The 23,031-nt window shown below is 65.5% G+C and carries 22 protein-coding genes; 16 read left to right on the top strand and 6 right to left on the bottom strand.

The window, feature by feature from the left end; translation table 11 throughout:
• Nucleotides 1–96 precede the first annotated feature (96 nt).
• From rpmH to HMPREF3174_RS02015, 8 genes are all read left to right on the top strand, one after another.
• Entirely contained in the window at nt 97–237 is a 141-nt protein-coding gene (gene rpmH, locus HMPREF3174_RS08905; RefSeq protein ID WP_024963111.1) for a 50S ribosomal protein L34, read from the top strand.
• Nucleotides 238–576 (top strand): ribonuclease P protein component, encoded by a 339-nt coding sequence (rnpA, locus tag HMPREF3174_RS02040; protein ID WP_068538923.1) that lies wholly within the window; start codon nt 238–240, stop codon nt 574–576. It abuts the gene before it with no gap.
• Entirely contained in the window at nt 569–901 is a 333-nt protein-coding gene (gene yidD / locus HMPREF3174_RS08900) for a membrane protein insertion efficiency factor YidD (RefSeq protein WP_083200591.1), read from the top strand. Before rnpA ends, yidD begins: the two co-directional genes overlap by 8 nt.
• A 10-nt stretch (nt 902–911) precedes the next feature.
• On the top strand, nt 912–2,090 hold the full coding sequence (yidC, locus tag HMPREF3174_RS02035; RefSeq protein ID WP_068538924.1) for a membrane protein insertase YidC: 1,179 nt from the start codon (nt 912–914) through the stop codon (nt 2,088–2,090).
• Nucleotides 2,091–2,099: 9 nt separating this feature from the next.
• Nucleotides 2,100–2,681, top strand: a complete 582-nt coding sequence (locus HMPREF3174_RS02030; RefSeq protein WP_062612867.1) for a Jag family protein — start codon at nt 2,100–2,102, stop codon at nt 2,679–2,681.
• A 75-nt stretch (nt 2,682–2,756) separates the two neighbouring features.
• The gene (gene rsmG, locus HMPREF3174_RS02025; protein ID WP_068538926.1) at nt 2,757–3,443 is read left to right on the top strand and encodes a 16S rRNA (guanine(527)-N(7))-methyltransferase RsmG; all 687 of its coding nucleotides are present in this window, start codon (nt 2,757–2,759) and stop codon (nt 3,441–3,443) included.
• Nucleotides 3,444–4,275: 832 nt separating this feature from the next.
• Nucleotides 4,276–5,112 (top strand): ParA family protein, encoded by an 837-nt coding sequence (locus HMPREF3174_RS02020; RefSeq protein WP_070447612.1) that lies wholly within the window; start codon nt 4,276–4,278, stop codon nt 5,110–5,112.
• A gap of 158 nt (nt 5,113–5,270) precedes the next feature.
• The gene (locus tag HMPREF3174_RS02015) at nt 5,271–6,461 is read left to right on the top strand and encodes a ParB/RepB/Spo0J family partition protein (RefSeq protein WP_371440124.1); all 1,191 of its coding nucleotides are present in this window, start codon (nt 5,271–5,273) and stop codon (nt 6,459–6,461) included.
• A gap of 102 nt (nt 6,462–6,563) precedes the next feature.
• On the opposite strand, the gene HMPREF3174_RS02010 is transcribed toward HMPREF3174_RS02015, so the two are convergent.
• The 6 genes from HMPREF3174_RS02010 to HMPREF3174_RS01985 all read right to left on the bottom strand — a co-directional run bounded on the left by HMPREF3174_RS02010 (nt 6,564) and on the right by HMPREF3174_RS01985 (nt 14,629).
• Nucleotides 6,564–7,523: a D-alanine--D-alanine ligase family protein gene (locus tag HMPREF3174_RS02010; RefSeq protein ID WP_244899237.1), complete on the bottom strand. Its 960-nt coding sequence runs from the start codon at nt 7,521–7,523 to the stop codon at nt 6,564–6,566.
• Nucleotides 7,524–7,538: 15 nt separating this feature from the next.
• Entirely contained in the window at nt 7,539–8,861 is a 1,323-nt protein-coding gene (locus HMPREF3174_RS02005) for an aminotransferase-like domain-containing protein (RefSeq protein WP_062612877.1), read from the bottom strand.
• Nucleotides 8,862–9,011: 150 nt separating this feature from the next.
• Complete coding sequence (gene trxB, locus HMPREF3174_RS02000; protein WP_070447608.1) at nt 9,012–9,941, bottom strand: thioredoxin-disulfide reductase; 930 nt, start codon at nt 9,939–9,941, stop codon at nt 9,012–9,014.
• Between the two features lie 12 nt (nt 9,942–9,953).
• Complete coding sequence (locus HMPREF3174_RS01995) at nt 9,954–12,110, bottom strand: protein kinase family protein (RefSeq protein WP_070447606.1); 2,157 nt, start codon at nt 12,108–12,110, stop codon at nt 9,954–9,956.
• 45 nt (nt 12,111–12,155) lie between these two features.
• Nucleotides 12,156–14,114 carry a DUF6049 family protein gene (locus HMPREF3174_RS01990; RefSeq protein ID WP_143602081.1) on the bottom strand — a complete coding sequence of 653 codons (1,959 nt, stop codon included), beginning with the start codon at nt 14,112–14,114 and terminating at the stop codon, nt 12,156–12,158.
• A complete protein-coding gene (locus HMPREF3174_RS01985; RefSeq protein WP_082661100.1) occupies nt 14,111–14,629 on the bottom strand; it encodes an NUDIX hydrolase in 519 nt (172 codons plus the stop codon). The genes HMPREF3174_RS01990 and HMPREF3174_RS01985 overlap by 4 nt, the downstream gene beginning before the upstream one ends.
• 139 nt (nt 14,630–14,768) lie before the next feature.
• Between HMPREF3174_RS01985 and HMPREF3174_RS01980 the strand changes: the two genes are divergently transcribed.
• The 8 genes from HMPREF3174_RS01980 (at nt 14,769) to rplI (ending at nt 22,978) form a co-directional block, all read left to right on the top strand.
• The gene (locus tag HMPREF3174_RS01980; protein ID WP_371440857.1) at nt 14,769–16,187 is read left to right on the top strand and encodes a CCA tRNA nucleotidyltransferase; all 1,419 of its coding nucleotides are present in this window, start codon (nt 14,769–14,771) and stop codon (nt 16,185–16,187) included.
• Nucleotides 16,187–17,593, top strand: coding sequence for an MFS transporter (locus HMPREF3174_RS01975; protein WP_210382914.1), 1,407 nt, complete (start codon nt 16,187–16,189; stop codon nt 17,591–17,593). Before HMPREF3174_RS01980 ends, HMPREF3174_RS01975 begins: the two co-directional genes overlap by 1 nt.
• A gap of 190 nt (nt 17,594–17,783) precedes the next feature.
• Entirely contained in the window at nt 17,784–18,974 is a 1,191-nt protein-coding gene (locus HMPREF3174_RS01970) for an AI-2E family transporter (protein ID WP_062612894.1), read from the top strand.
• A 9-nt stretch (nt 18,975–18,983) separates the two neighbouring features.
• Entirely contained in the window at nt 18,984–21,128 is a 2,145-nt protein-coding gene (locus tag HMPREF3174_RS01965; protein WP_062612896.1) for a transglycosylase domain-containing protein, read from the top strand.
• A 223-nt stretch (nt 21,129–21,351) separates the two neighbouring features.
• Nucleotides 21,352–21,660 (top strand): 30S ribosomal protein S6, encoded by a 309-nt coding sequence (gene rpsF / locus HMPREF3174_RS01960; protein WP_062612898.1) that lies wholly within the window; start codon nt 21,352–21,354, stop codon nt 21,658–21,660.
• A 13-nt stretch (nt 21,661–21,673) separates the two neighbouring features.
• Nucleotides 21,674–22,204, top strand: a complete 531-nt coding sequence (locus HMPREF3174_RS01955; RefSeq protein ID WP_062612900.1) for a single-stranded DNA-binding protein — start codon at nt 21,674–21,676, stop codon at nt 22,202–22,204.
• 71 nt (nt 22,205–22,275) lie between these two features.
• Complete coding sequence (gene rpsR / locus HMPREF3174_RS01950; protein WP_038101734.1) at nt 22,276–22,515, top strand: 30S ribosomal protein S18; 240 nt, start codon at nt 22,276–22,278, stop codon at nt 22,513–22,515.
• 16 nt (nt 22,516–22,531) lie between these two features.
• Entirely contained in the window at nt 22,532–22,978 is a 447-nt protein-coding gene (gene rplI, locus HMPREF3174_RS01945) for a 50S ribosomal protein L9 (protein WP_062612902.1), read from the top strand.
• Nucleotides 22,979–23,031: the final 53 nt, after the last annotated feature.

Below are 23,031 nucleotides of genomic sequence, written 5' to 3'. Positions count from 1 at the left end.
GCTAATTCTTCAGTAAATTCGATAAGTCATGTGTGCTTTGCACACGCGCTCCGCATGGAGTGTTTTCGTTATCCGATCTAGTTTAGGTGGTCACCCATGACTACGAAGCGCACTTTCCAGCCGAACAACCGTCGTCGCGCCAAGACCCACGGTTTCCGCAAGCGCATGTCCACTCGCGCCGGACGCGCCGTCCTCGCCGCACGTCGCCGTAAGGGTCGCGCCAAGCTCTCTGCGTAAATGCTCTCTGCAGCGAACCGACTGCGCAGGCCGGAGGACTTCCGCTTCGCCTTCCGCTCGGGGTTACGCAGCGCAAACAGATACGTCGTCGTTCACGTCGTGAAGGGCGAACCGCAAGCCGGCCCTCGGGTCGGCTTCACTGTTAGTAAGAAGGTGGGCAACGCCGTCGTACGAAACAAGGTACGCCGGCGTCTTCGCCATATTATGAGGGACCACCTCGACGTCGGTGCGGAGCTCGTCGTCGTGCGCGCGCTACCCGCCGCGGCGGAGGCGAGCTACGAGGAGCTGACCCGGGCCGTCGTCGTGCAACTCGAACGTGCGGGGGTGACGCGTGGCTAAGGGCGTCTCTCGCGCGCTGCAAGCCGGCATCCGCTGGTACCAGCGCAGCATTTCCGCAGGTCAGCCCAGGCGGTGTCGGTACCAGCCGACATGCTCGGCCTACACTTTCGAATCAATTGAAGTTCACGGCGCGATTAAAGGTACACTTTTAAGTATCTGGCGGTTGCTGCGGTGTAATCAATGGTCGAAGGGCGGGGTGGACTGGGTTCCCGAAAAGGGAAAGTGGCCCACCAAGCCGTTAGGCTACAAAGAACTCATCGCACTGCGCGAACAGCAAGAACACGACCATCAGGCAGATAGCCATGGCGATGGTCACGACGCTTAGGAGCGTATAGGTGGATACCATCCTCTTCCCCCTCATGTGGGTCATTTCCTACATCATGTACGGGATTCACACCGCACTGACCGCGATCGGGATGCAGGCGGGCGCCGGGCCCGCGTGGGTACTGTCGATCGTGGGCCTCACGATCATCATCCGCATCCTCATCATCCCGCTGTTTAATAAGCAGACCAGGGCCTCGCGCGCATCGCAGGAGCTCGCACCCGAGATCCGCAAGATCCAGAAGAAGTACAAGGGGCGTACCGACCAGGTCTCCCAGCAGCGCCAGCAGGAAGAAATGATGGCGCTCTACCGCGACCACGGCACGTCGCCGTTTTCGGCCTGCCTCCCGGCGCTCATCCAGATGCCGATCTTCTTCTCCCTTTTCCGCCTGCTCTACGCGGTTTTGCCGATTTCCACCGTCTCGTACCAGCGCCCGTCGATTGGCCCGATCAACCAGGCCGTGGCCCAGGAGATCGGCGAGTCTACGGTCTTCGGAGCCCCGCTCGTGTCCTCGATCTCGACGGCGAACAGCTTTTCCCTGCCCACGAACGTCATCGTGGTGGCCGTGGTGCTCATCGCCCTCATGATGGCCACCCTGTTCTTCTCGCAGAAGCAGATCATGACGAAGAACCTGCCCGAGGACTCGCAGGACCCGGACAACCCGGCATACAAGATGCAGAAGTACATGCTTTACGGCATGCCGTTGATCTACCTGTTCTCCGGCTCGGTTTTCCAGGTGGGCGTGCTCGTGTACTGGCTGACCGGAAACATTTGGAACATTGGCCAGCAGACTTGGCTTATCACCAAGAACCCCGCGCCCGGCTCGCCGGCCTATAAGGCCCGCCAGGAGCGGCTGCGCGCCAAGCGCATCGCCAAGGGCCTGCCGCCGGAGGAAGAAGAGTCGGCCACCGAAGTGTCGGTGGGTCAGCGCGAACAGCCCCTCGGCAAAAAGCGCTCCAAGAAGGCCGCAGCGAAGGGCGTTGAGCCCGCCGCCGACGTCGTGAACGGCGCCGCCGCCGACATCGCCGAAGAAGAGTATGAGATTCGGGGACTCGACGGACTCACCGACGCCGAGCGCGCCCAGAAGCGCTACGAGCGGCGGATGGCCGAGCGGCAGCGGTCGAAGACCAAGAAGAACAAGAAGCAGCAGGCCAAGCAGCGCCAGCAGAACCAAAAGAAGCGCAATTTTTAGGGGATAAAGATGAGCGAAGATACTTCCAAGCTTGATCAAGAAGGCGACATCGCTGCAGACTACCTCGAGGAGCTGCTCGACATCGCGGACCTCGACGGGGACATCGAGATCGGTGTCGAGGCCGACCGCGCCTCCGTGGCGATCGTGTCTGACGACGGCGGGGACCGCCGGCTCAAGCGCCTCATCGGCCGCAAGGGCGAGGCACTCGATTCGCTACAGGAGCTGACCCGCCTGGCGGTCCAGCAGGAGACCGGCGAGCGTTCGCGCCTCATGCTCGACATCCTTGGCTACCGCGACAGCCACCGCCGCCACATCGCGGAGATCGCACAGCGCGCGGTGGACCGCGTGGAGGAAACCGGAGAGCCCTACTCGATGAAGCCGATGAACCCGTTCGAGCGCAAGGTGGTCCACGACGTCGTGGCCGCCGCCGGGCTTGTGTCTGATTCGTCGGGCGTGGGCCAGGACCGCCACGTGGTCATCACCCTTCCCGATGATGATTACGACGACGACTACTCTGGCGACAGCGCTGAGAGTGCGGAAAGTGCCGACAGCGGGGAGAGCGCGGAGAGCGCCGAGTCCGCGGACGAGTAAGCAACGCTGATGCGGGGGCTGGCTGCGGCTGGCCCCCGTTTCTGTAGGTAGTGGTAGAAGAGGGAGCGTGTAGAGATGTCGGATGCGAGGAAGTCCGGGTGGGAGCCGGCGAGTGCGCGTGTTGACGTGGTGAGAGTGGAGCCCACGCCGGAGGGCGGCGCAGGTCACTTTGGTGTTCGCGAGTGGGAGCGGCTCGTTCGCTTCGGAGAACTGCTCGTGGAGCAGGGTGAGCTGCGCGGCCTCATTGGGCCGCGGGAGCTGGACCGCTTGTGGTCGCGCCACCTGCTGAACTCGACTGCCGTGTCGGAGTTCGTGCCCAACGGGATGAGGATCGCGGACGTAGGGGCGGGAGCCGGATTTCCTGGAATGGTTCTCGCTATCAGTCGCCCTGACCTTGACGTCGACCTCATCGAACCCATGGAACGACGCACCGACTGGCTCCAGTTCATCACCGATGAACTGGCGTTGGAGAACGTGAACGTCATCCGCGCCAGAGCCGAAGATCTACCGAAGACATATGCCGTGGACGTCGTGACCGCCCGCGCAGTCGCCGCCCTCAAGAAGCTACTCCCCTGGACGCTACCACTACTCAAGCCCGGCGGACGGCTTGTCGCACTCAAGGGGCAGCGGGCCGAGATTGAAGTAGCCGAGGCCGAGAAGCAACTCATGAAATACCGGGCACAGTCTGCGCGAACGATGGACGTGGATGTGTGGGGAACTGACGAGGGCACAAGGGTAGTTGAGGTCGTCAAGATGAAGTAGTGAGCGGTTCAGGCTTTGCAGTCGGAGTCTGGCCGTCAGCGCGATGTTTCACGTGAAACAGCAAATTTGTCTGTGACAGCCTTCCCTCCATTCGACTGCAATGCAGGTACTTGAACTTACAGCCATGCTTTTAACCTGAGGCACTACGGGCGGTTATAACGCCGTGCCTCCGCTGGCACTTCACGTCGTGCGCTGTTTCACCGTTTCATGTTTCACGTGAAACACCGCTCTGGAGCTTCTGTCTGCGGAAGTGTCGCCGGGACGTTCGGCAGGGAGTATCATTTTTCCGGTCCTTCGTAGTTACTTCGGGCGCTGCTCGGGACAGGTCCTTCGGTAGCTTCCTTTAGATTTCCGTTTCACGTGAAACGTCATAGTCTTTTGAGGCGGCTTAGTCTGCAATTCCTCGTAACGTGCCGTCGCTCTTCGGTTGTTGAACGCTTCATTTAAAAATTTTCGAATTGAGTAAACTATATCGTTCCCGCCAACGTATAGCACAAGACAGTTGGGAACCGAATAGTGTTTCACGTGAAACGGTTGATAGGCCCTGTGGACATCACAAGTGCTGTAGAGAGGCGCGACTGTTTCACGTGAAACGCGGTCAGTTTGATGGAGAAATTAAGCAGTCAACGTTCGTGCGCGGGGCCGATGTTTCACGTGAAACAACGCTCGAAAGAAGTTCAGAAGCGCGATTGTCGGGGCACTCCGATAGAATGAACTCCTAACAACCCGAGGAGCAGAAGTGGCAGATCCCAGACGTCAAGCCGAGCGTCGCCGCGGCACTGAGCCCGTCAAGCGTACTTTTGAAGAGCAATTCACGGAAGCGGCATCCCCAGTGGGTGCAGAACTCCTCCGTGACAGGAAGACACTGCGAGGACTTCGCGGAAAAAAGCTTCCCAAGCCCGAGCAGACCAGAATCATTGCGGTCGCAAATCAAAAGGGCGGCGTCGGAAAGACGACCACGGCGGTGAACATCGCTGCGGGACTCGCGCTCGGTGGTCTCAAGGTGCTGGTCATTGACGCGGATCCCCAGGGCAACGCCTCGACGGCTCTTGGAACTCCGCACACGCCCGGCACCGAGTCGCTGTATAAAGTCATGATGGGCCAGAAACCTCTCGATGAGGTCACCTACCAATGCCCGGACATCGTCAACCTGCAAGTGGTTCCATCGACGATCGATCTTTCGTCGGTCGAGGTCTCACTCATCATGGAATTCCGACGGGAATACCGCCTCAAGGAAGCGATAGAAGCCGCTAACCCGGACGTCGACTACATCATCATCGACTGCCCGCCCAGCCTCGGGCTCCTCACGCTGAACTCCCTCATCGCCGCTCGCGAGGTGCTGATCCCCATCCAGGCGGAGTACTACGCACTGGAGGGCCTGACCCAGCTGGTCAACACCATCAACATGATCAAGGAATCAGCGAACCCGGAGCTGCACATCTCCTCGATCCTGCTCACTATGTTCGACAAGCGCACCAACCTGTCACAGGACGTCGCTGCCGATGTGCGCGAGCACTTCCCGGAGCAAACCCTCACGGTCGAGATCCCTCGCAACGTGAAGATCTCCGAGGCGCCCAGCTTCGAGCAGACCGTGCTCACGTATGACCCGCGTTCGGCCGGAGGCGTCGCCTACCTCGCCGCCGCCCACGAGATCGCCAACCGGAGGTAAGAATGGCTGACAAGAGAAGAGCACTCGGACGCGGACTCGGCGCGCTGTTCCCCGAGGAACAAAAGGAAACGCGCAGTCGGGCCACGGACGTTTTCTTCAGCTCGCCCATCGCGAAGGAGACGACAAGCGCCGACACTTCGGACAATTCGGACACTGTGGTGTCTGAGGCAGATACGGTGAAGGAATCCGGCGAAACGAAGCCGGCAACTGCCCGGAAGACCACGGCAAAAAAGACAACCGCGAAGAAGGCCGCTTCGGAGGCCAGTTCTTCGGAGGATTCCATGCTGTCCGAAAATGCAGCCAAGGAAGGCGCCGGCCTGGAAATCTCGCTCGACTTGGCGGCAGGTTCGGGAACAGAAACCGCAAGCGAGCCGGGTGTGCCCGCCAAGGGCAAGGGCCGGGCTGGTGGAACCCCCACGGGCATGGGCATGCCTGACCTGGCCACCGCTGCTACTGCTGACACCGCTGATCCCAACGGGCTGCTCCCCGTCCCGGGCGCCACCTTCGGCGACATTCCCGTCGACGCCATCATTCCCAACACCCGCCAGCCGCGCGAAGTCTTCGACGAGGACGATCTCCAAGAGCTCGCAGACTCGATTGCGGAGGTCGGGGTGCTGCAGCCGATAGTCGTGCGCGGGCTCGCGGAGCACCACCCAGACAACCCGGACGCGCAATACGAGCTCATCATGGGCGAACGTCGTTGGCGAGCTTCGCAGCGGGCGGGCAAGGACACCGTCCCCGCGATCGTCCGTCACACCGACGACGCCGACCTCCTGCGCGACGCCCTCCTTGAAAACCTCCACCGGGCAAACCTCAACGCCCTGGAAGAAGCGGCTGCCTACCAGCAGCTCCTCGAGGACTTCCGGTGCACGCAGGAAGAACTCTCCCGGCGAATTGCTCGCTCGCGCCCGCAGATCTCCAACACGCTACGCCTGCTCAAGCTACCCCCGCTCGTCCAGCGTCGGGTGGCGGCCGGCGTTCTCTCGGCGGGACACGCCCGCGCCCTGCTCGGGCTCACGGATCCCGCGGCGATGGAGCGCCTCGCCCAGCGTATCGTAGCGGAGGGCCTCTCCGTTCGGCAGGTCGAGGAAACCGTGGCGATCGGGGAGGACTACGCCCCCGCACGTGCACGGGGTCCCCGCCGCGGCCGTTACGCGGAAGAGCTCAATGAGCTCGCGGGCCGCCTCTCGGACCGGTTCAACACCCGGGTCAAGGTCAACATGGGCTTGACCAAGGGGCGGATCGCCATCGAATTCGCGACGATCGAAGACCTGAACCGGATCCTCGACAACCTCTCTGAGGGTGCCGTGGCAGTCGAGGCAGAGAGCGGTGCGGCGCAACAAGCCTGAGATCTGCCAGCGCAACATGTGCGGCGAACCGGGTGAAACTCATGACTCCCGCGTCGTCGCTGACGGCACTCGCCAGCGTTGCTTGCGTGGCCAGCGCCCGCCCTACTCCTGGGCGGCGTCGGCGGAGTGCGCGGCCGTTGTGAGGATGTCGAGGTAGACGTCGTCGAGCGTGCGTCCCTGGCGGCGCGCCAGCGCGGCCGCGCCCTGCGGGAAGATCGAGGTCTCGCTCATGCCGGGGGTGATGTTGACGTCGAGGAACCAGGCCTGGCCCTCGGCGTCGACCATGACATCCGTGCGCGACAGGTGGCGCAGCCCGAGCGTACGGTGCACGGCCTCGGCCATCTCGCTGACCACGTGCGTCACCTTGTCCTCCTCGTCCGCAATGAGGTACTCCACCCGGCCGGGGTTGTATCGCGCGTCGTAGTCGTAGGGGCCGGACGCCCGGACTTCCACCGGCGGCAGCGCCCGTGGGCCCTCCCCAAGGTCGGCGACGCCGACGCCGAATTCACGCCCCGCGATGTGCTGCTGGATGAGGGCCACATCCCCGTAGGCGAAACAGTCCACCATCGCGCCCGGCAGCGCCGCGCGGTCAGACACGATCGACAGGCCCATCGAGGACCCAGCCTTGGTGGGCTTCACCACCAGGGGGAAATCGAAGCGGTGCTCCACCAGGTTCAAAATGTTGCCCACGCCCACCTCGCGGAACAGGCTCTGCGGAAGCGCGAGCGAATCGGGCACCCGCAGCCCGGCGCGCGCCAGCACCGACGCGGCCACTGACTTGTCCGAGGCCAGCCGGCATCCGAAGGCTTCTGAGCCGACGAACGGGTACCCGGCCAACACCAGCAGGTCCTGCAGCGAGCCGTCCTCGCCGATGGATCCGTGCACGAGCGGCCACACGACGTCGGGCTCGATCGCGTCCAGGCGCTGGAGAAGCTGGGCGTCGACGTCGAGAACCTTGACCTGGATCCCGGAGTTCCGCAGCGAATCGGCCACGCGGCGGCCGGAGTGGAGCGAGATCTCACGTTCGTGGGTGAGGCCACCGGCGAGCACAGCTACTGTCATCGGGCCCATCATTACCTACCTTAGGTTCGAGTTCGGCGTTTCCACGCCGGAGTTGGTGTGACGATTGGGGTTGCCGAACATCTGAACGGTGTCGAGTTCGGCCTCGAGCACGGTGGACAGGCGCCGCACGCCCTCCTTTATCCGCTCCGGGGTGGGGTAGCAGAAGGATAGGCGCATGTGGTCACGCCCCTGCCCGTCCGCGTAAAATGCTGTGCCGGACACGTAGGCCACGAGATTGGTGGTGGCGCGCGGAAGCATCGCCTTGGCGTCGATCCCGTCGGGTACCTTCACCCACGTGTAGAACCCGCCCTCGGGCACGTTCCACGAGCATTGCGGCAGGTACTTCGCCAGCGCGCCCGTCATCGCATCCCGCCGCTCGCGGTACATCGAGCGGTAGGACTTGATCTGCGCCATCCAGTCGTACGTGCGCAGGTATTCGGAGATCGACAGTTGGCCCATCTTCGTGGGCGACAGCACCGCGTTCTCATTCGCCAGCACCAGTCGCTGAATGACGGCGTGCGACGCCAGCGCCCAACCCACGCGATACCCGGGTGCGAAGGTCTTGGAAAACGAGCCGAGATAGATTACCCCGTCGGGGTTGAAGGTCTGCAGCGGGGTCATCGTCACGTCGTCGAAACCGAGCATCCCATACGGGTTGTCCTCGAGGATGAGCACGTGGTGGCGCTTACAGATCTCCACGATCTGCGGGCGGCGCTCCAGCGACATCGACACGCCCGCCGGGTTGTGGAAATTTGGCACGGTGTAGAGGAACTTGACCTCACGGCCCTCGTTCTCTAGCTTGGTCAGCGTCTCCTCGAGCGCCTCCGGGATCAGCCCGTCCTTATCGAGCGGCACGTGCACCACGTTGGCCTGGTAGGCGCGGAACACGCCGAGCGCGCCCACGTAACTGGGTGCCTCGGCCACGATCACGTCGCCCGGGTTGATGAAGATCTGCGTGATGAGGTCCAGCGCCTGCTGCGAGCCGGTGGTCACCACGATGTCGTCGGGGTGGGCGCGAATACCTTCTGGGCGCATGATCTCAACGATCATCTCCCGTAGCTCTTCCTCACCCTGGCCGCCACCGTATTGCAGCACCTGCGTGCCGCGTTCGCGGATGAGCTTGGCAGACATTTCCGCCAGGAAGTCGAGCGGGAGGCCCTCGATGTTCGGCATGCCGCCGGCGAGCGAGACGACCTCCGGGCGGTTCGCCACTGCGAACAGCGAGCGGGTCTCGGACTGGCGCATGCCAAGTGCCCGGTCCGCGTAACGGTCAAACCACGGATCCAGGCGCGTGCCCGATCCCGTGGCGGCTAGTTTGCTCGCGATGCGCTCGTTCATCTCATTCCTCTCCCACGCCGACGCTACCACTTTGCCTCCCACCCGCGCAGAATTGTCCACAGGCTACCCAACGACGCCGGCCCGCCGGCTTGCGCCCAACGGCCCGCTGGCGTCACAAGCGCTTGTTAACCGACGACGCCGGCCATCCGGTCAGCCGGCCAGTGCCTCCAGGTAGGCTTCGGCGTCGAGCGCGGCCTTGCAGCCCATGCCCGCGGCGGTGATCGCCTGCTGGTAGTGGGAGTCGACGACGTCGCCGCACGCGAACACGCCCGGCACGCTCGTTGCGGTGCTGGGCTCGGCCACGGTGATGTAGCCCTTGTCGTCGAGCGCGATCTGGCCCTTGATGAACTCGGTGCGCGGCTCGTGGCCGATCGCCACGAACAGGCCAGTCACGGGTAGCTCGCGGGTCTCGCCCGTCACGGTGTCACGCAGGGTGAGGGAATCAAGCTTGGCTGAGCCGTTAATCGATTCAACCACGGAGTTCCAATGCATCTTCACCTTGTCGTTGGCGAGCAGGCGGTCGGCCATAATCTGCGAGGCGCGCAGTTCGTCGCGGCGGTGAATGACGTGAACCGTGGTGCCGAAGCGCGAGAGGAATTGGGCCTCGGTCACGGCCGAATCGCCGCCGCCGACCACCGCGATCTCCTGGTTACGGAAGAAGAACCCGTCGCACGTGGCGCAGTAGGACACGCCCTTGCCCGACAGCTCCTCCTCGCCGGGCAGGCCCAACTTCTTGTACTCCGAACCGAGCGCGAGGATGACGGTCTTGGCCTGGTAGGTCTCCTCGTCGGTGACGACCTCCTTGACCTCGCCCTCGAGCGTCGTGGACTCCGCGTCCTCGTAGCGCACGTCCGCGCCGAAGCGCTCCGCCTGCTCCTGGAGCTTCTCCATGAGGTCCGGGCCGAGGATGCCCTCGGGCCAGCCGGGGAAGTTCTCCACCTCGGTGGTCTGCATGAGCGCGCCACCAGCGCTGACAGCGCCAGCGATGACGACGGGCTTGAGGCCGGCGCGGGCCGTGTAAATGGCGGCGGTCCATCCGGCGGGGCCGGAGCCGACGATGACGACGTCGTGAATAGTCACTCTTCCTCGTTTCTACTTCACATGAATTTCGGACACGATCATTTGCGGTTCACCCGCGCTGTTGAGGGGCAGCTCGGTCATCCAGATGACGAATGACGTGCCGGCGAGCGGCTCGCTTAGCGTGAACGTGGTGCTGCCATCCGCGGGCCCTTCGGCGAGGACCTTGCCTGCCGAGGGTGCATCCTTAACGGTGTCGCGGATCTGAATATTCCCGCCGGTGTTGCCCACGGTGTCGATCGTGACCTCGGCGACTGTGGCCTCCTGCTCGAGCTCCACATAGAGGCCAATACCGGACATAGTGTACATATCGGGCGAGCCGTACGTCCACGACTCCCACTCCGTCTCCGGGTTGCCATCCACGGCGAGCGGCACGATGCTCGGGTTGTCCAGCGTGGCCGGGTCTGTGCCGCGCAGCAGGCCGGCGTCGGGGCTGACCAGCTCGGCCGCGGCAATGGCGGGCGCCACGGTAGGGGTGGGGCTCGGCTCGGCGGTAGGTTCGGCCGTGGCCGAGGGCTCCTCCGTGGAGGGCACGTTCGTGTCCGGATCGACCAGCGTCACCGGGGCGACCGGCGCCGTCAGCGTCTTCAATCCCAACCAACCAAAGAAAACGATGCCGACCGCGAACAGCGGCAGCACCACCTTCGACACGTCGAACTTTTTCTCCCGCTCGCGCTCGTACTCGGTGAGTGCGGGCTTTGGCGTGGGCTTGGTAGCAGACTTTGCTAAGGGAGCGCCGGCGGGCTTCGGATCGGGTCTCGCGGCGGGCTCAGCCGCGCGCGCCGCCATGGCCGTGCGCGTGATGCGCTCCGGCTCGGTGACCTCACCCTCAAGCACGCTCACACGCTTCGGGCCAGACTTCGCCTCGGGCACGACGCTCTCGGGCTCGCGGTCAACCTGCGACTTGTCGCCCTCGTCAACGACGTCGGCCTCCAGCTCGGCTGCCGACTCTTCCGCTGGCATGACGGCAGTCTGGGCCTCCTCGGGGGAGAAGGCCTCGGTGGCCGGGCCCTCGGGTTCATGGGAAAGGTCGGGCCACGCGATTGGCGAGGAAAGCTTGGCATCCCCGTCCAGGCCGAGCGCGTCGTCGACCACCTGCGCCGCCTCGGCCTTCGTTTCGGCAGGCTGGTGCACGGGTTCGGGCTCTGCAGCCGCAGGCTCCTCGATGTCGGCCGCGGCGCCTTCTGCCCCAGCGTCTTCTGCCTCGTTCTCGATGTCGGCCGCGACTATCTCGATCGTGGCCGGCTCGCCCGCAAGTTCCTCCGCGGGCTCGTCCGCCGTCTCTACGGCGCCCACGCCCTCAGCGCCTACCTCTTCTTCGTGCGCATCAATCGCCTCGGGCTTGAGCGCCGGCCACTGCGGGCGCGTCTTCGGTGCCGTGACGGGCGGAATGCCGTCAGCCGCGGTGGCGGCGTCGTTGGCCTTCCCAAGCAAAGCCGCCACGTCGATCGCGTGCCAGGGCACGAGCGAGCGGGTGAGGTCGGCGGGCGAGGTGGCACCCTGGCCCTCGGACTCGCGCGTGAGCAGGGAGTCGAGCACGGGAGGCAGATCGAGCTGGCGGGCCTCATAGATGGCCGAGTCGTGCTCGGAGGGCTCGGGGAAGTCGTGGCCGAGCAGTAACGACGCGCACAGCACGCTCAGCCCTCGCGCCTCGTCGCGGTCGAGGTCGGCGCGGTCCTTCGACGTGTCAGCCCCGGCCAGCGCGCCGAAAACCCCCAACCCGTCCACGATCACGTCGCCCTCGGGCGTGAGGAAGATGGTCCTGCCCGTGCAATGCAGGTGGCGTACGCCGCGCCGGGCGGCGGTGGCGATCGCGCTCGCGGCCTCGCCAATAATGGAGGCCACCTGCTCGGGTGGCAGCGGCGTGCCGATCAGGTGCTGGGAGACGGGACTGCCCGGCGGGATCTCCGTGATGATCGCCAGGTCCTCCGAATCCACCTGCACGATCGACACGAGGTGCGGGTCCGCCACGAGGGAGGCGCGGTGGGCGGCGTCGATCGTGGGTTGGGCGCGCGGGGAGTCGGGGTCAACGACGATGGCGCGCACGTGCCGCGACAGCACCACGTCGAGCGCCACCCACACACTCGCCTGATCGCTCGGCTGATGCTCGTACGGGTACAGCAGATCGAACCGGTCGGCGATGCGCTGACCAGCCTGCGCGTATGTGTTCACGTCTCACTCCCTCGTCAATCTTTGCCAAAGTCTACCGCGACCGTGTCACGATCGCCTTGATGCCGCCACGAAATCGTCCGGCTGCACGGGCTTGGAACGGCGGCCATCGCGCACTGACTTCACCAGGCCGATAAGGAACACGAGGCCCACGGCCCCGGCGATCACCACGGTGCCCACGTTCTCCCAGTCCGCCCGCACCCGCACGCGCAGCACGTCCTTAGCGCCGACCACCGTGCCGTCCGCGTTCGTCACCGTCACCTCCACGTCCAGGTTGCCCGAGCCGTGAGCCTCCACCGGCACCGAGACCGTGGTGGTCGACGACCCCGGCAGTGTCACCTCCACCGGCGACGGTGCGCGCAGGCGGATGTCCGGCACATCGAGGTGAACGGTTACGGTCACCGGCTGATGGAAGCCGTTCGTCACCTGCACGGGTAGTGCCGAACTTTCCGAGATGAGGTTGATCGTGGAGGTAGTGGAGACGTGGATCGTCTCGAGCTGGGCGGGCGTGGGCGCGATCGTGCGGATGAGGGCTTCGCGCCCGGACGGGTTTCCGCGCCACGACACGGAGGTCAGCTCCTGCGCCGCGGTGGTGGCGGCGGCCACCTTGGCATCGGCGTCGGGGAAGATCGCGGCCACGGCGCTGAAGGCGGCCAGTGCGTGGTCGATCGCGGTGACCTCCCCGCGCGTGAGCGCGCCGGAAGGTTCGGTGTCGGGCTCGGTGAGGACGCGCTCGGTGTCGTCCGGCTCGAGGCCAATGAGAGCTTTGACCGACGACGCCGTCACCCAGCTTGCGTCCAGCACTGCGGCCACAGCCGCGCGGGCGGCGTCGCTCGCCCCCCGGGGCACGGCGAGGACGTAGGGGCGCGGATCGTTGGGGCGCTGGCGGTGGTGGACGGCGGAAAGGGCGACCGCGACCTGGCGGGTGTCGAGCGTGTCGAGGGCGACGTCGTCGCGGCCGATCACCTGCAACTCGCCGGAAAGCACGTCGGAAGCGAGGGAATTGGTGACCAGCAGCGGCTCACCCTGGAAGGTGGTGACGGCCGAGGGGGTGTAGGTGAGCGTGTCGGCGGGCGCGTAGTCGGCGTCGGGGACAAGGACGGTCATGCCCAGGTCGTGGGCGAAGGCGATGTCGTTGGCGGTGGGAGACGAGGCGGGCAGGAACACGGTGTTCGTGGCGAGCTCGCGCGCTTGCTGCTCGCGGTCGAGGGCGGACAGCGCGGAGATGTCCGCGTCATAGGCCGGCAGGGCGAGGAGGGTGGCGCGGTCCGTGCTTACCGGCAGCTCCCGGTCCACGGCCAGCGTGACGCCCGCGATGTCCCAGGCATCCACCTGCTTCGTGACGTCGGGGAGGAGGGCGTCGGTGTCGGAATCGGTGGCGGGGGCGTCAAGGAGCAGGTTGATCGGCTCGGAGCTGATCGCCGAGACGGGCACCACCGCTGTGGCCGGGAACGGGGTGAGCTCGGCGGAGGAGGCCACCACAATCATCGTGCGGTCAAAGCCGACCGGGCCGTCGTCAGTGGACAGCTCGATCTCAATGCCGCGCGGGCCCCACGTGAACTCGCCGGTGGGCCAGGGCAGCTCGGTGTCGGGAAAGCTGAGACGCAGCGTGATGGTCTGGCCGGGGGCGACGCTGCGGGAGATATCGGTGCGGGCGACGTCCCAAGAAGGGGTGACGTCGGCCATCCAGCGATGCACCGAGAACTCGGAGACCGCGGTGGTGGCCTGCGCGCGCAGGTCGGCAGAGGTCAGGGTGAGCGGGGCGGTGCCCGTGTTCGTCACGTCCACCGACACCACCAGGTCCTGGCCCGCCTCCAGGACGGCGGGGGCGTCGGAGATGGTGACGGCGGGCTGCGCGGAGTCGGCTTCGGCGCTCGCGGTCTCGGAGCTGGTGCCCTGGGCGCCGGGCCGGGCGTCCGTCGTCGCGAAGGCGGGCCCGGAGGCAGACAGCGCACCGGGTATACCCACCACGAGCGCGGCGACCAGCGCCGCCACTAGGCGTTTCATTCGCGGCCCCCGTACAGGATCGCGCGGGCCATGCCCACAATGCGGCGTTCGTTGGGGTAGACCAGGCGGGTGGCGACCTTGTCGATGCGCACCCACTCCACGTCCTCAGCCTCCTGGTCCGGGTCGTTATCCACGGTCAGCTCGCCGGAGAGCGCCTCGAGGAGGAAGTGGTGGACGACCTTGTGCACGCGCTTGTCAGTGGAGGAAAACCAGTAGTCGATGGAGGCCAGGTGCATGAGGGCGCGGCCGAAGATACCGGTTTCCTCGCTGACCTCGCGCACGGCCGCCTGCTCGGGCGTCTCGTCGCCCTCGAGGTGGCCCTTCGGCAGGCACCACTCGAGGCGCCCGCCGCGATTACGCCGGGCGATGACGGCAACGTAGGCCTGGCCGCCTTTGACCGAGACGATGACGCCGCCCGCGGACGTCTCGTTGACGACCGGCAGGTTGTGGATACGAACCACTGGTCGTCTGCGGCGCGACCCCCTGGGAGGAGGGGCCGGGAATCTTCTTGACATCTTATTTCTACTGTAGTGATCTAGGTCGAGGAAAGTGCTCACGCACCCGGTTTTCTGGCACTCTTAAGGAGTGACTGAACGCGATACCACTTCCTTGACGACGACGGACGCCGGCACGAACCAGCGCGCCCGGCTTCTCGTGCAGGGACACCGATCCCTGTCCGATCTGCCTGAGGCAATTCTTGAACTAGGATCTATTTTCGCACGTTCCGGGCACGAATTGGCCCTCGTTGGCGGGCCAGTTCGAGATGCCTTCCTGGGCCGCGCTATTCACGACTTTGATTTGACGACGTCGGCGCGTCCCGATGAGACGATGGCCCTGCTCGGCGAGTGGGGCGACAAGGTGTGGGACATCGGCAAGGACTTCGGCACGATCGGCGCGGCGCGCTCCGGGCTGGTCGTGGAGGTCACCACCTACCGCACCGAAACCTACGATCCGGCCTCCCGCAAGCCCGAGGTGGACTACGGCGACACGCTGGAGGGCGACCTCACGCGGCGCGACTTCACGGTCAACGCAATGGCGGTGCGCCTGCCCGAGCTGGCGCTCGTGGACCCGTGCGGCGGCCTGGATGATTTGATCGACGGCGTGCTCGAAACCCCGGCCCCGGCCCGGCAGTCCTTCGACGACGACCCGCTACGCATCATGCGCGCCTGCCGTTTCGCCTCCCAGCTGGACTTCGACGTATCCGAGGAGGTCATGGGCGCGATGGCTGACATGGCCGCCCGCCTGGAGATCGTCTCCGCTGAGCGCGTTCAGGCCGAACTCGAGCGCCTCATGATCGGCGCCAACCCGCGCAAGGGCCTGGAACTCATGGTGGAGACGGGCGTGTGCGACGTCGTGCTCCCCGAATTCTCCGCGCTCCGCGAGACCGTGGACGAGCACGGGCGCCACAAGGACGTCTACGAGCACACCCTCACCGTGCTCGATCGCGCGATCGCGCTTGAGACCGACGACGACGGCCCCGTCCCCGCCCCCGACTTCGTGTTGCGCTTCGCCGCGATCATGCACGACGTCGGCAAACCCGCCACCCGCCGATTCGAGCCCGGCGGCGCGGTGTCCTTCCACGCCCACGACATCGTGGGGGCGAAGATGACCCGCAAGCGCATGAATCACCTGCGCTTCCCCAAGGTGGTGACGAAGGACGTCTCCGCCCTGGTCGCCCTTCACCTGCGCTTCCACGGGTACGGCGAGCAGAAGTGGACGGACGCCGCCGTGCGTCGGTACGTCACCGACGCCGGCCCGCTACTCGAGCGCCTCAACCGGCTCACCCGCGCCGACTGCACTACCCGCAACCGGCGCAAGGCCGCGTGGCTGTCCGCCGGGATGGATGACCTCGAGGCGCGCATCGTTGAGCTGAAGAAGCAAGAGGAGATCGACGCGATCCGCCCCGACCTCGACGGCCAGCAGATCATGGACCTGCTCGGCCTCAAGCCCGGCCGCGAGGTCGGCCAGGCGCGCTCTTACCTCCTGGCCCTGCGCATGGAGGAGGGGCCGCTCGGGCAGGAGGAGGCCACGCGCCGTTTGCTGGCCTGGTGGGCCGAGCGGGGCGAGGAGTAGTGGCTGGCCCGAGCCGAGAGAAAAGCGCGGGCCGGGACGCCGGCGTCGTGGGCGAGGAGCTCGAAGCGCTCGGTGAGGCGCGCGGGAAGCCGGCCGAAGAGCTGGGCGGCGAGAAGCCGGGGATGCTCGAGCAACTGCGCCAGTGCGCGCAATATCCGAAGTACCGCAAGCTGCTGGTGATCCGGATCGTGTCGCAGACCGGCGACGGGGTGTTCCAGGTCGGGCTCGCCACGCTGTTCTTCTTTAATCCGCAAAACGCGACGACAGCGGCCGGGGTGGCCGCGGCCTTCGCGGTGCTACTCCTGCCGTTCACGGTGGTCGGGCCGTTCGCCGGCACGTTGCTGGACCGGTGGAGCCGGCGCCAGGTGTTGTTCGGCGCGAATCTCATCCGGATGGCGCTCGCGGTGGTGTTGGCCGCGCTTATCTTCGCGGCCCCGACGCACTGGCTGGTCTACGTGCTGGCGCTGGTGACATTGGGGGTCAACCGCTTCTTGCTGTCGGGGCTGTCGGCCGGACAGCCGCATACGCTGCCGAAGCACCTGCTGGTGATGGCGAACTCCATCACGCCCACGCTAGGTTCGGTGGCGGCGGCGCTCGGCTCGGGCCTGGGACTGCTGCTCAGCCTCGTTTCGGCCGAGTCGATGCGCAACGCGATGGCGCTCATGATGGCCGCGGTCATCTTCGCAATGGCCGCGATACTCGCGCTGCGGCTCGGCCGCGACGAACTCGGCCCCGAGGCCCGCCCGACCACCACGCTCGGGACGGACCTGGCCGGCGTCGTGCGGCGGATGTGGGACGGGGTCGTGTACCTCACCCGCCGCGGCACGCCCATGTACGGGCTGACCGTCATGGCCACCCACCGCTTCCTCTACGGAGTCAACTTCATCGCGCTGCTCCTCATCTCGCGCAACCTGCTGGCCGATCCGCACGACGCCGGCGCCGGGCTCGCGATGTTCGCTCTGGTGGCGGGGGTGTCGATGGTGGGCAACGGGCTGGCGATCGTGGCAACGCCCACCGTGTATCAGTGGATCTCGCCGGCGGCGTGGATCGTGGTGTGCCTGGGGATCTCGGCAGTGTCGCAGACGCTGCTGGTGGCCACATACAAGATGCCGCTGCTGTACGTGTCGGCGGTGCTGCTGGGGCTAGGCGTGCAGGGGGCCAAGATCGCGGTGGACACGATCGTGCAGGCCGACACCACAGATTCTTTCCGCGGGCGGGCCTTCTCCCTCTACGACATGATGTACAACGCCGCGTTCGTGGGCGCGGCCGGGCTGGCCGCCGTCGCGCTACCGGACACCGGCTGGGAGCCCTCCGTGTTTGCGGTGCTCACCGTGGTCTACATCCTGCTCGCCGGCTGGTACTGGTACATGGTCAGCCGGATCGGCAACGCCCCGCGCGAGGCGTAGGCGGCGGTTGGCCGGGCGGCCTGACACAACTCGTGAACCTGAGGCATACCAGGCCCCTATAGCGATCGGTAGCCGGTATATTCACGACTTCTGCCAGGCGCAGTGCTGGGCACTGGGCGCGAGGGGCGTGAGGGGTGTCGTGATGGGGACCTTCCCCGCGAGTGTCGGAGGAAGGTGAGATGATGAAGTCATGACGAACGAAGACCTTCCCCGCGAGCTCCCCGAGGAGGAGCCGCCGGCGCCGCCGGTGCAGATTGAGGACCGCGAAACGAGCGGCCTCATGATTCTCGTGGTGCTCGCGCTCATGACAGTGCTGGGGATCGGCCTCAACGCCATCTCCTCGGTGTTCACGCCGATCTTCCTGGCGCTCACGCTCGTGCTGGCCGTGCGCCCGATCGGGCAGAAGATGATCAAGCACGGCCTGCCGTCGTGGCTGGCGGCCACCGTGGTCATCACGGTGCTCGCGCTCATCGTGTTCGGGATGCTCGGGGTCACGATCCTGCTGCTCACGCCCGTGCCGCAGACGCTGATGAACTACTCCATCAACTTCGAGAACACGATGGACCAGGCCACTGAACTGCTCACCCGGCTGGGGTTTGAGAACGTGGAGCTGTCAAACTTCTTCGACCAGATCAACTTCAACTCGGTGGTCAGCCTGGCGTGGGAGCTGGTGGACAAAATGTCGTCGGTGGGCGGGCTCATCGCGATCGTGGGAGTCGCTGCGTTCTTCATTACCATCGACACCACGATCACCTCCGGGCGTGTGGCCATCATCAACAAGCGCCACGCCAACATCGGCCGGGCCATGTCCGACTTCGAGCGGCGCGTGCGCTCCTACTGGGTGGTCTCCACCCTGTTCGGCCTGATCGTGGCGGTGATCGACGGCTTCGCCCTCCAGGTGATGGGCGTGCCGCTGGCATGGACATGGGCGTACTGGGCGTTCGTCACCAACTACATTCCCAACATCGGCTTCGTTATCGGCGTCATCCCGCCCATGCTCATGGCGCAACTCGACCAGGGCTGGCAGGCGATGGTGTGGGTGCTCGTGTTGTACTCGATCATCAACGTGGCGATCCAGACCTTCATCCAGCCCAAGTTCACGGGTGACGTGGTGGGGCTTTCGCCCACGGTCACCTTCATCTCGCTGGCGTTGTGGACCGTGGTGGTGGGCATCCTCGGCTCGATCCTTGCGGTGCCGCTCACATTGTTCTTTAAGGCTCTGCTAGTAGACTCCGATCCACGCGCCCGCTGGCTCGATGCCTACCTCATCTCCGAGCAACACATCGTGCGAAAAGACAGGCAGGGAGCGTACGCCGTCCCCACTCCCAAGGAGCGGCGGCGGAAAATGAAACGTTCGCGGCCCACGCGCGCGAAGAACTGAGAGGCAGCGATGGCAGGAAAAGAGAAGAAGGCGAAGGCAAAAGGCCGCGGTTATCCACGCGAGGGCCTGGGGCCGATTCGCCGCTGGATCCCGTCGTGGCGCTTCTTCCTCGGCACGTTCTTCGCTCTGACCGCGCTGGGGATCGGCGCCCTCGCCGGCCTGTACGTCACCACGAACATCCCCGAGGTGGACGACTTCGCGCTCGCGCAGACCACGAAGGTCTACTACTCCGATGGCGCCACGGAGCTCGGATCGTTCTCAGAGCTCAACCGCTCCTCGGTGTCCCTGGCCGACGTGTCGGAGCACCTCCAGCACGCCGTCATCGCCTCGGAGGATTCGTCGTTCTACGAGAACTCGGGCGTGGACCTGCGCGGCATCGCGCGCGCCCTGTGGAACAACATCCAGGGCAAGCCCACCCAGGGCGGGTCCACCCTCACCCAGCAGTACGTGGAGCGCTACTACACAGGCACCACCACCTCGCTGTTCGGCAAGCTCAAGGAAGCGATCCTCGCGCTGAAGATTGACAGTCAGCAGTCGAAGGAAACGATCCTTGAAAACTACCTCAACACCATCTACTTTGGGCGCGGCGCCTACGGCATCGAGGCGGCAGCGCAGGCCTACTTCGGCGTGCCGGCCAAGGACCTGACGCTGTCCCAATCCGCAACGCTCGCCGGCATCATCCCCGCACCCTCGGCGTGGGATCCGGCCGTCAGCCCGGAGCGAGCCGAACAGCGCTTCGAGCGCGTCATCGCCCGCATGGTCTCCGAACGGTGGATCACGCAAGAAGAGGCGGATACGGCGTCGTTCCCGGAAGTGCTCGAACCGAGCAAGGACAACGCGTATGCGGGAACGGACGGGTACCTGCTCGCGGCCGCGCGCAACGAACTGGTGGACAACGGGTTCACGGAGGAAGAACTGGCCACCGGCGGCTACCGGATCGTCACCACGATCGACGCGGCCAAGCAGCAGGCCGCCGTGGAGGCCGTGGCGAACCTGCCACAGGACAAGCCCGATAACTACTACGTGGGCCTCATCTCGGTCGATCCGCGCAACGGGGAGATCTACGCGATGTACGGCGGCAAGGACTACCTGGAGCGCCAGCGCAACTCGGCGCTACAGGACCGGGCGCAGGCCGGGTCCACGTTCAAGGCCTTCGCGGTAGCGGCCGCGATGGACGCCGGCATCTCTCCGCTCGAGCGCTACGATTCGCCGGCCACCTACACGATCGCCAATCCCGGTGGCACCGACCTGACGTTCAACAATGTGGACGGGCGCAGCTACTACAGCGTGCCGCTGACGAACATGACCGCGCAGTCGCTCAACACCGGCTTCATCAAGCTGAATGAGGAGATCGGCCCGAACAAGACGCGGGACATGGCGGTCAAGCTCGGCCTGCCGGAGGACACCCCGGGTCTGGATAACGGGGTGGGCAACGTGCTCGGTTCGGCCTCCCCGCGAGCGGTGGACATGGCCACGGCGTTTAGTACGATCGCCAACGGCGGGGAGAAGACCACCCCGCACATCGTGCGCGAAGTCTTCCAGGGCGAAAACCGGATCTACACGGGCAACACCGTTGGTGAGCGGGCGATCAGCGAGGAGACGGCCCAGCTGTCCACCTACGTCCTCGAAAACACGCTCAAGTACGGTGGCACGGCCGCCAACGCGGCGCTGCCTGGCCGCGAGGCGGCCGGTAAGACGGGCACGTCCACCGGCCCGAAGTCGGCGTGGTTCGCCGCCTACGTCCCGCAGATGGTCACGGTGGTCAACATGTACGCCGTGGGTGAGGACGGCTCAGAGGCCGTGCTCGAACCGTTCGGTGGGGTCTATCAGGTGGCCGGCGGCGATTTCCCCGCCCAGGTGTGGCACGACTACATGGCGACGGCCACCGCGGATATGGACGTGGAGTACTTCCCGAACGTCGACACCCTGATTGGCCAGCTGACACCGAAGCGCACCCCGGCGCCCGCGCCCGAGCCCAGCGAGGAGCCTTCCGAGGAGCCGAGCGAGGAGCCGAGCACCGAGGCCCCCACCACCGAGGCTCCAACCCAGGCCCCCAGCACCCCGGCTCCCACGGAGGCGCCAAGCGAGGAGCCGAGCGCGCCCCCCAGCCCGGAGCCGGAGCCCGATCCGTCGTCAGAACCTGCCGACGGCTAGGGGGCCGGCACCGGGCGCGAAGCGAGACGCCGGGTCTGGGCCGTTGGGCGTGAGGTGCCCGGGCGGCGTCGCGCGCGACCGCCGGGCATCCACATGTGGCGCATTGCGCAGTGGCCTAAGCGCGCGGATGGGCTAGAATTGGTCTTTGTCTGTCTATGACAGAGCATGAACCCTCCTGTCACGGAAGGACCGTGACCGTTGAGACCAAAGGAGGTGGGTAGACATGCGTAGTTACGAGATGATGATCATCCTCGACCCGGAAGTGGACGAGCGCACCCTCCAGCCCACGCTGGACAAGATGCTCGCCGTCGTCCCGGCTGAGGGCGGATCCCTCGACAACGTGGACATCATGGGCAAGCGTCGCCTCGCCTATGACATTAACAAGAAGAGCGAAGGCATCTACGTCGTCGTGTACATGACGGCCGAGCCGGACACCGCCAAGGAACTCGATCGCCAGCTGGGCCTGAACGAAACCGTCATGCGCACCAAGCTGCTCCGTTACGAGCCCAAGGCCGCGGCGGCAGCCGAGTAAGAAGGAGAAGGACATGGCAGGCGAACCGATTATTACCGTCGTCGGGAATCTCACCGCAGATCCGGAACTCAAGTATGTTGGCTCGGGTACGCCAGTCGCTTCCTTCACGGTCGCTTCGACCCCGCGTACCTACAACCGCAACACCAACGAATGGGAAGACGGCGAAGCCCTCTTCATTCGTTGCTCGGTGTGGCGCGAATACGCAGAGAACGTCACCGAATCCCTGTCGAAGGGCATGCGCGTGGTCGTTCAGGGCAGGCTCCAGATCCGCAACTACCAGCGCCAGGACGGCTCGCAAGGCACGTCCGTGGAAATGCAGGTAGATGAGGTCGGCCCGTCGCTGCGCTACGCCACGGCTCAGGTCACCAAGACCAACCGCTCCGGCGGCGGTCAGGGTGGATACAACCAGGGCGGCGGTTACCAGGGCGGCTTGGGCCAGCAACGCGGTCAAGCATCCTACAACGCGCCTCAGGGCGGCTCGGGCCAGGACCCGTGGTCGCAGGCGCCAAGCGGATCGGCATTCGACGACAACCCGCCGTTCTGATCCACCATTGTTAACCGGCCAGCGGGCAGTGCTCGCCGCCGGAATGTTCACAGATAAAGAGGAATTCAATCATGGTCGCAAAGCCTGTTTTGCGTAAGCCCAAGAAGAAGTCAAACCCGCTGAAGGCTGCGAAGATCGAGCACGTCGATTACAAGGACACCGCCACGCTTCGCAAGTTCATCTCCGACCGTGGAAAGATTCGCGCTCGCCGCGTCACCGGTGTTTCCACCCAGGAGCAGCGCCAGATCGCCCGCGCCGTGAAGAACGCTCGCGAGATGGCTCTTCTTCCGTTCTCGAGCTCGAACCGCTGAGGAAGGGGATAAATAAATGAAGGTCATCCTGACTCACGAAGTTGAAAAGCTCGGCCAGCCGGGCGACGTGGTCACCGTCAAGGACGGTTACGGCCGCAACTACCTGATCCCGCGCGGCTACGCCACGGCGTGGACCAAGGGCGCTCAGCGTCAGATCGATCAGATCAACGAGGCCCGCCGCCGCCGCGCCACCGAGGATCTCGAGTCGGCACGCGAGTCGCGCGACGCGCTCGAGACCGCCACCCTGCAGATCGCCAAGACCGCCGGCGCGAACGGCCGCCTCTTCGGCGCCGTCACCACCGCCGACGTGGCCGCTGCTGCCGCTGCCGTCACCGGCAAGCCGGTGGACCGCCGCCAGGTGCACCTGGTGTCGGCCATCAAGTCGGTGGGCGAGTACACAGGTTCGGTGAAGCTGGGCGAGGAGATCGTGGCCAACGTGAAGATCAACGTGGTCGCCGAGTAATCCGATCAGCACGCGGCTGAAGCCGCACAGGGGGCGGGGCGCGGGAGCGCCCC

This window comes from Trueperella sp. HMSC08H06 (genome assembly GCF_001808465.1).
GTDB classification, from domain to species: domain Bacteria; phylum Actinomycetota; class Actinomycetes; order Actinomycetales; family Actinomycetaceae; genus Trueperella; species Trueperella bernardiae.
Note: the sequence above shows the minus strand (reverse complement) of the source record. Positions and strands in the feature narration are given on the sequence as shown.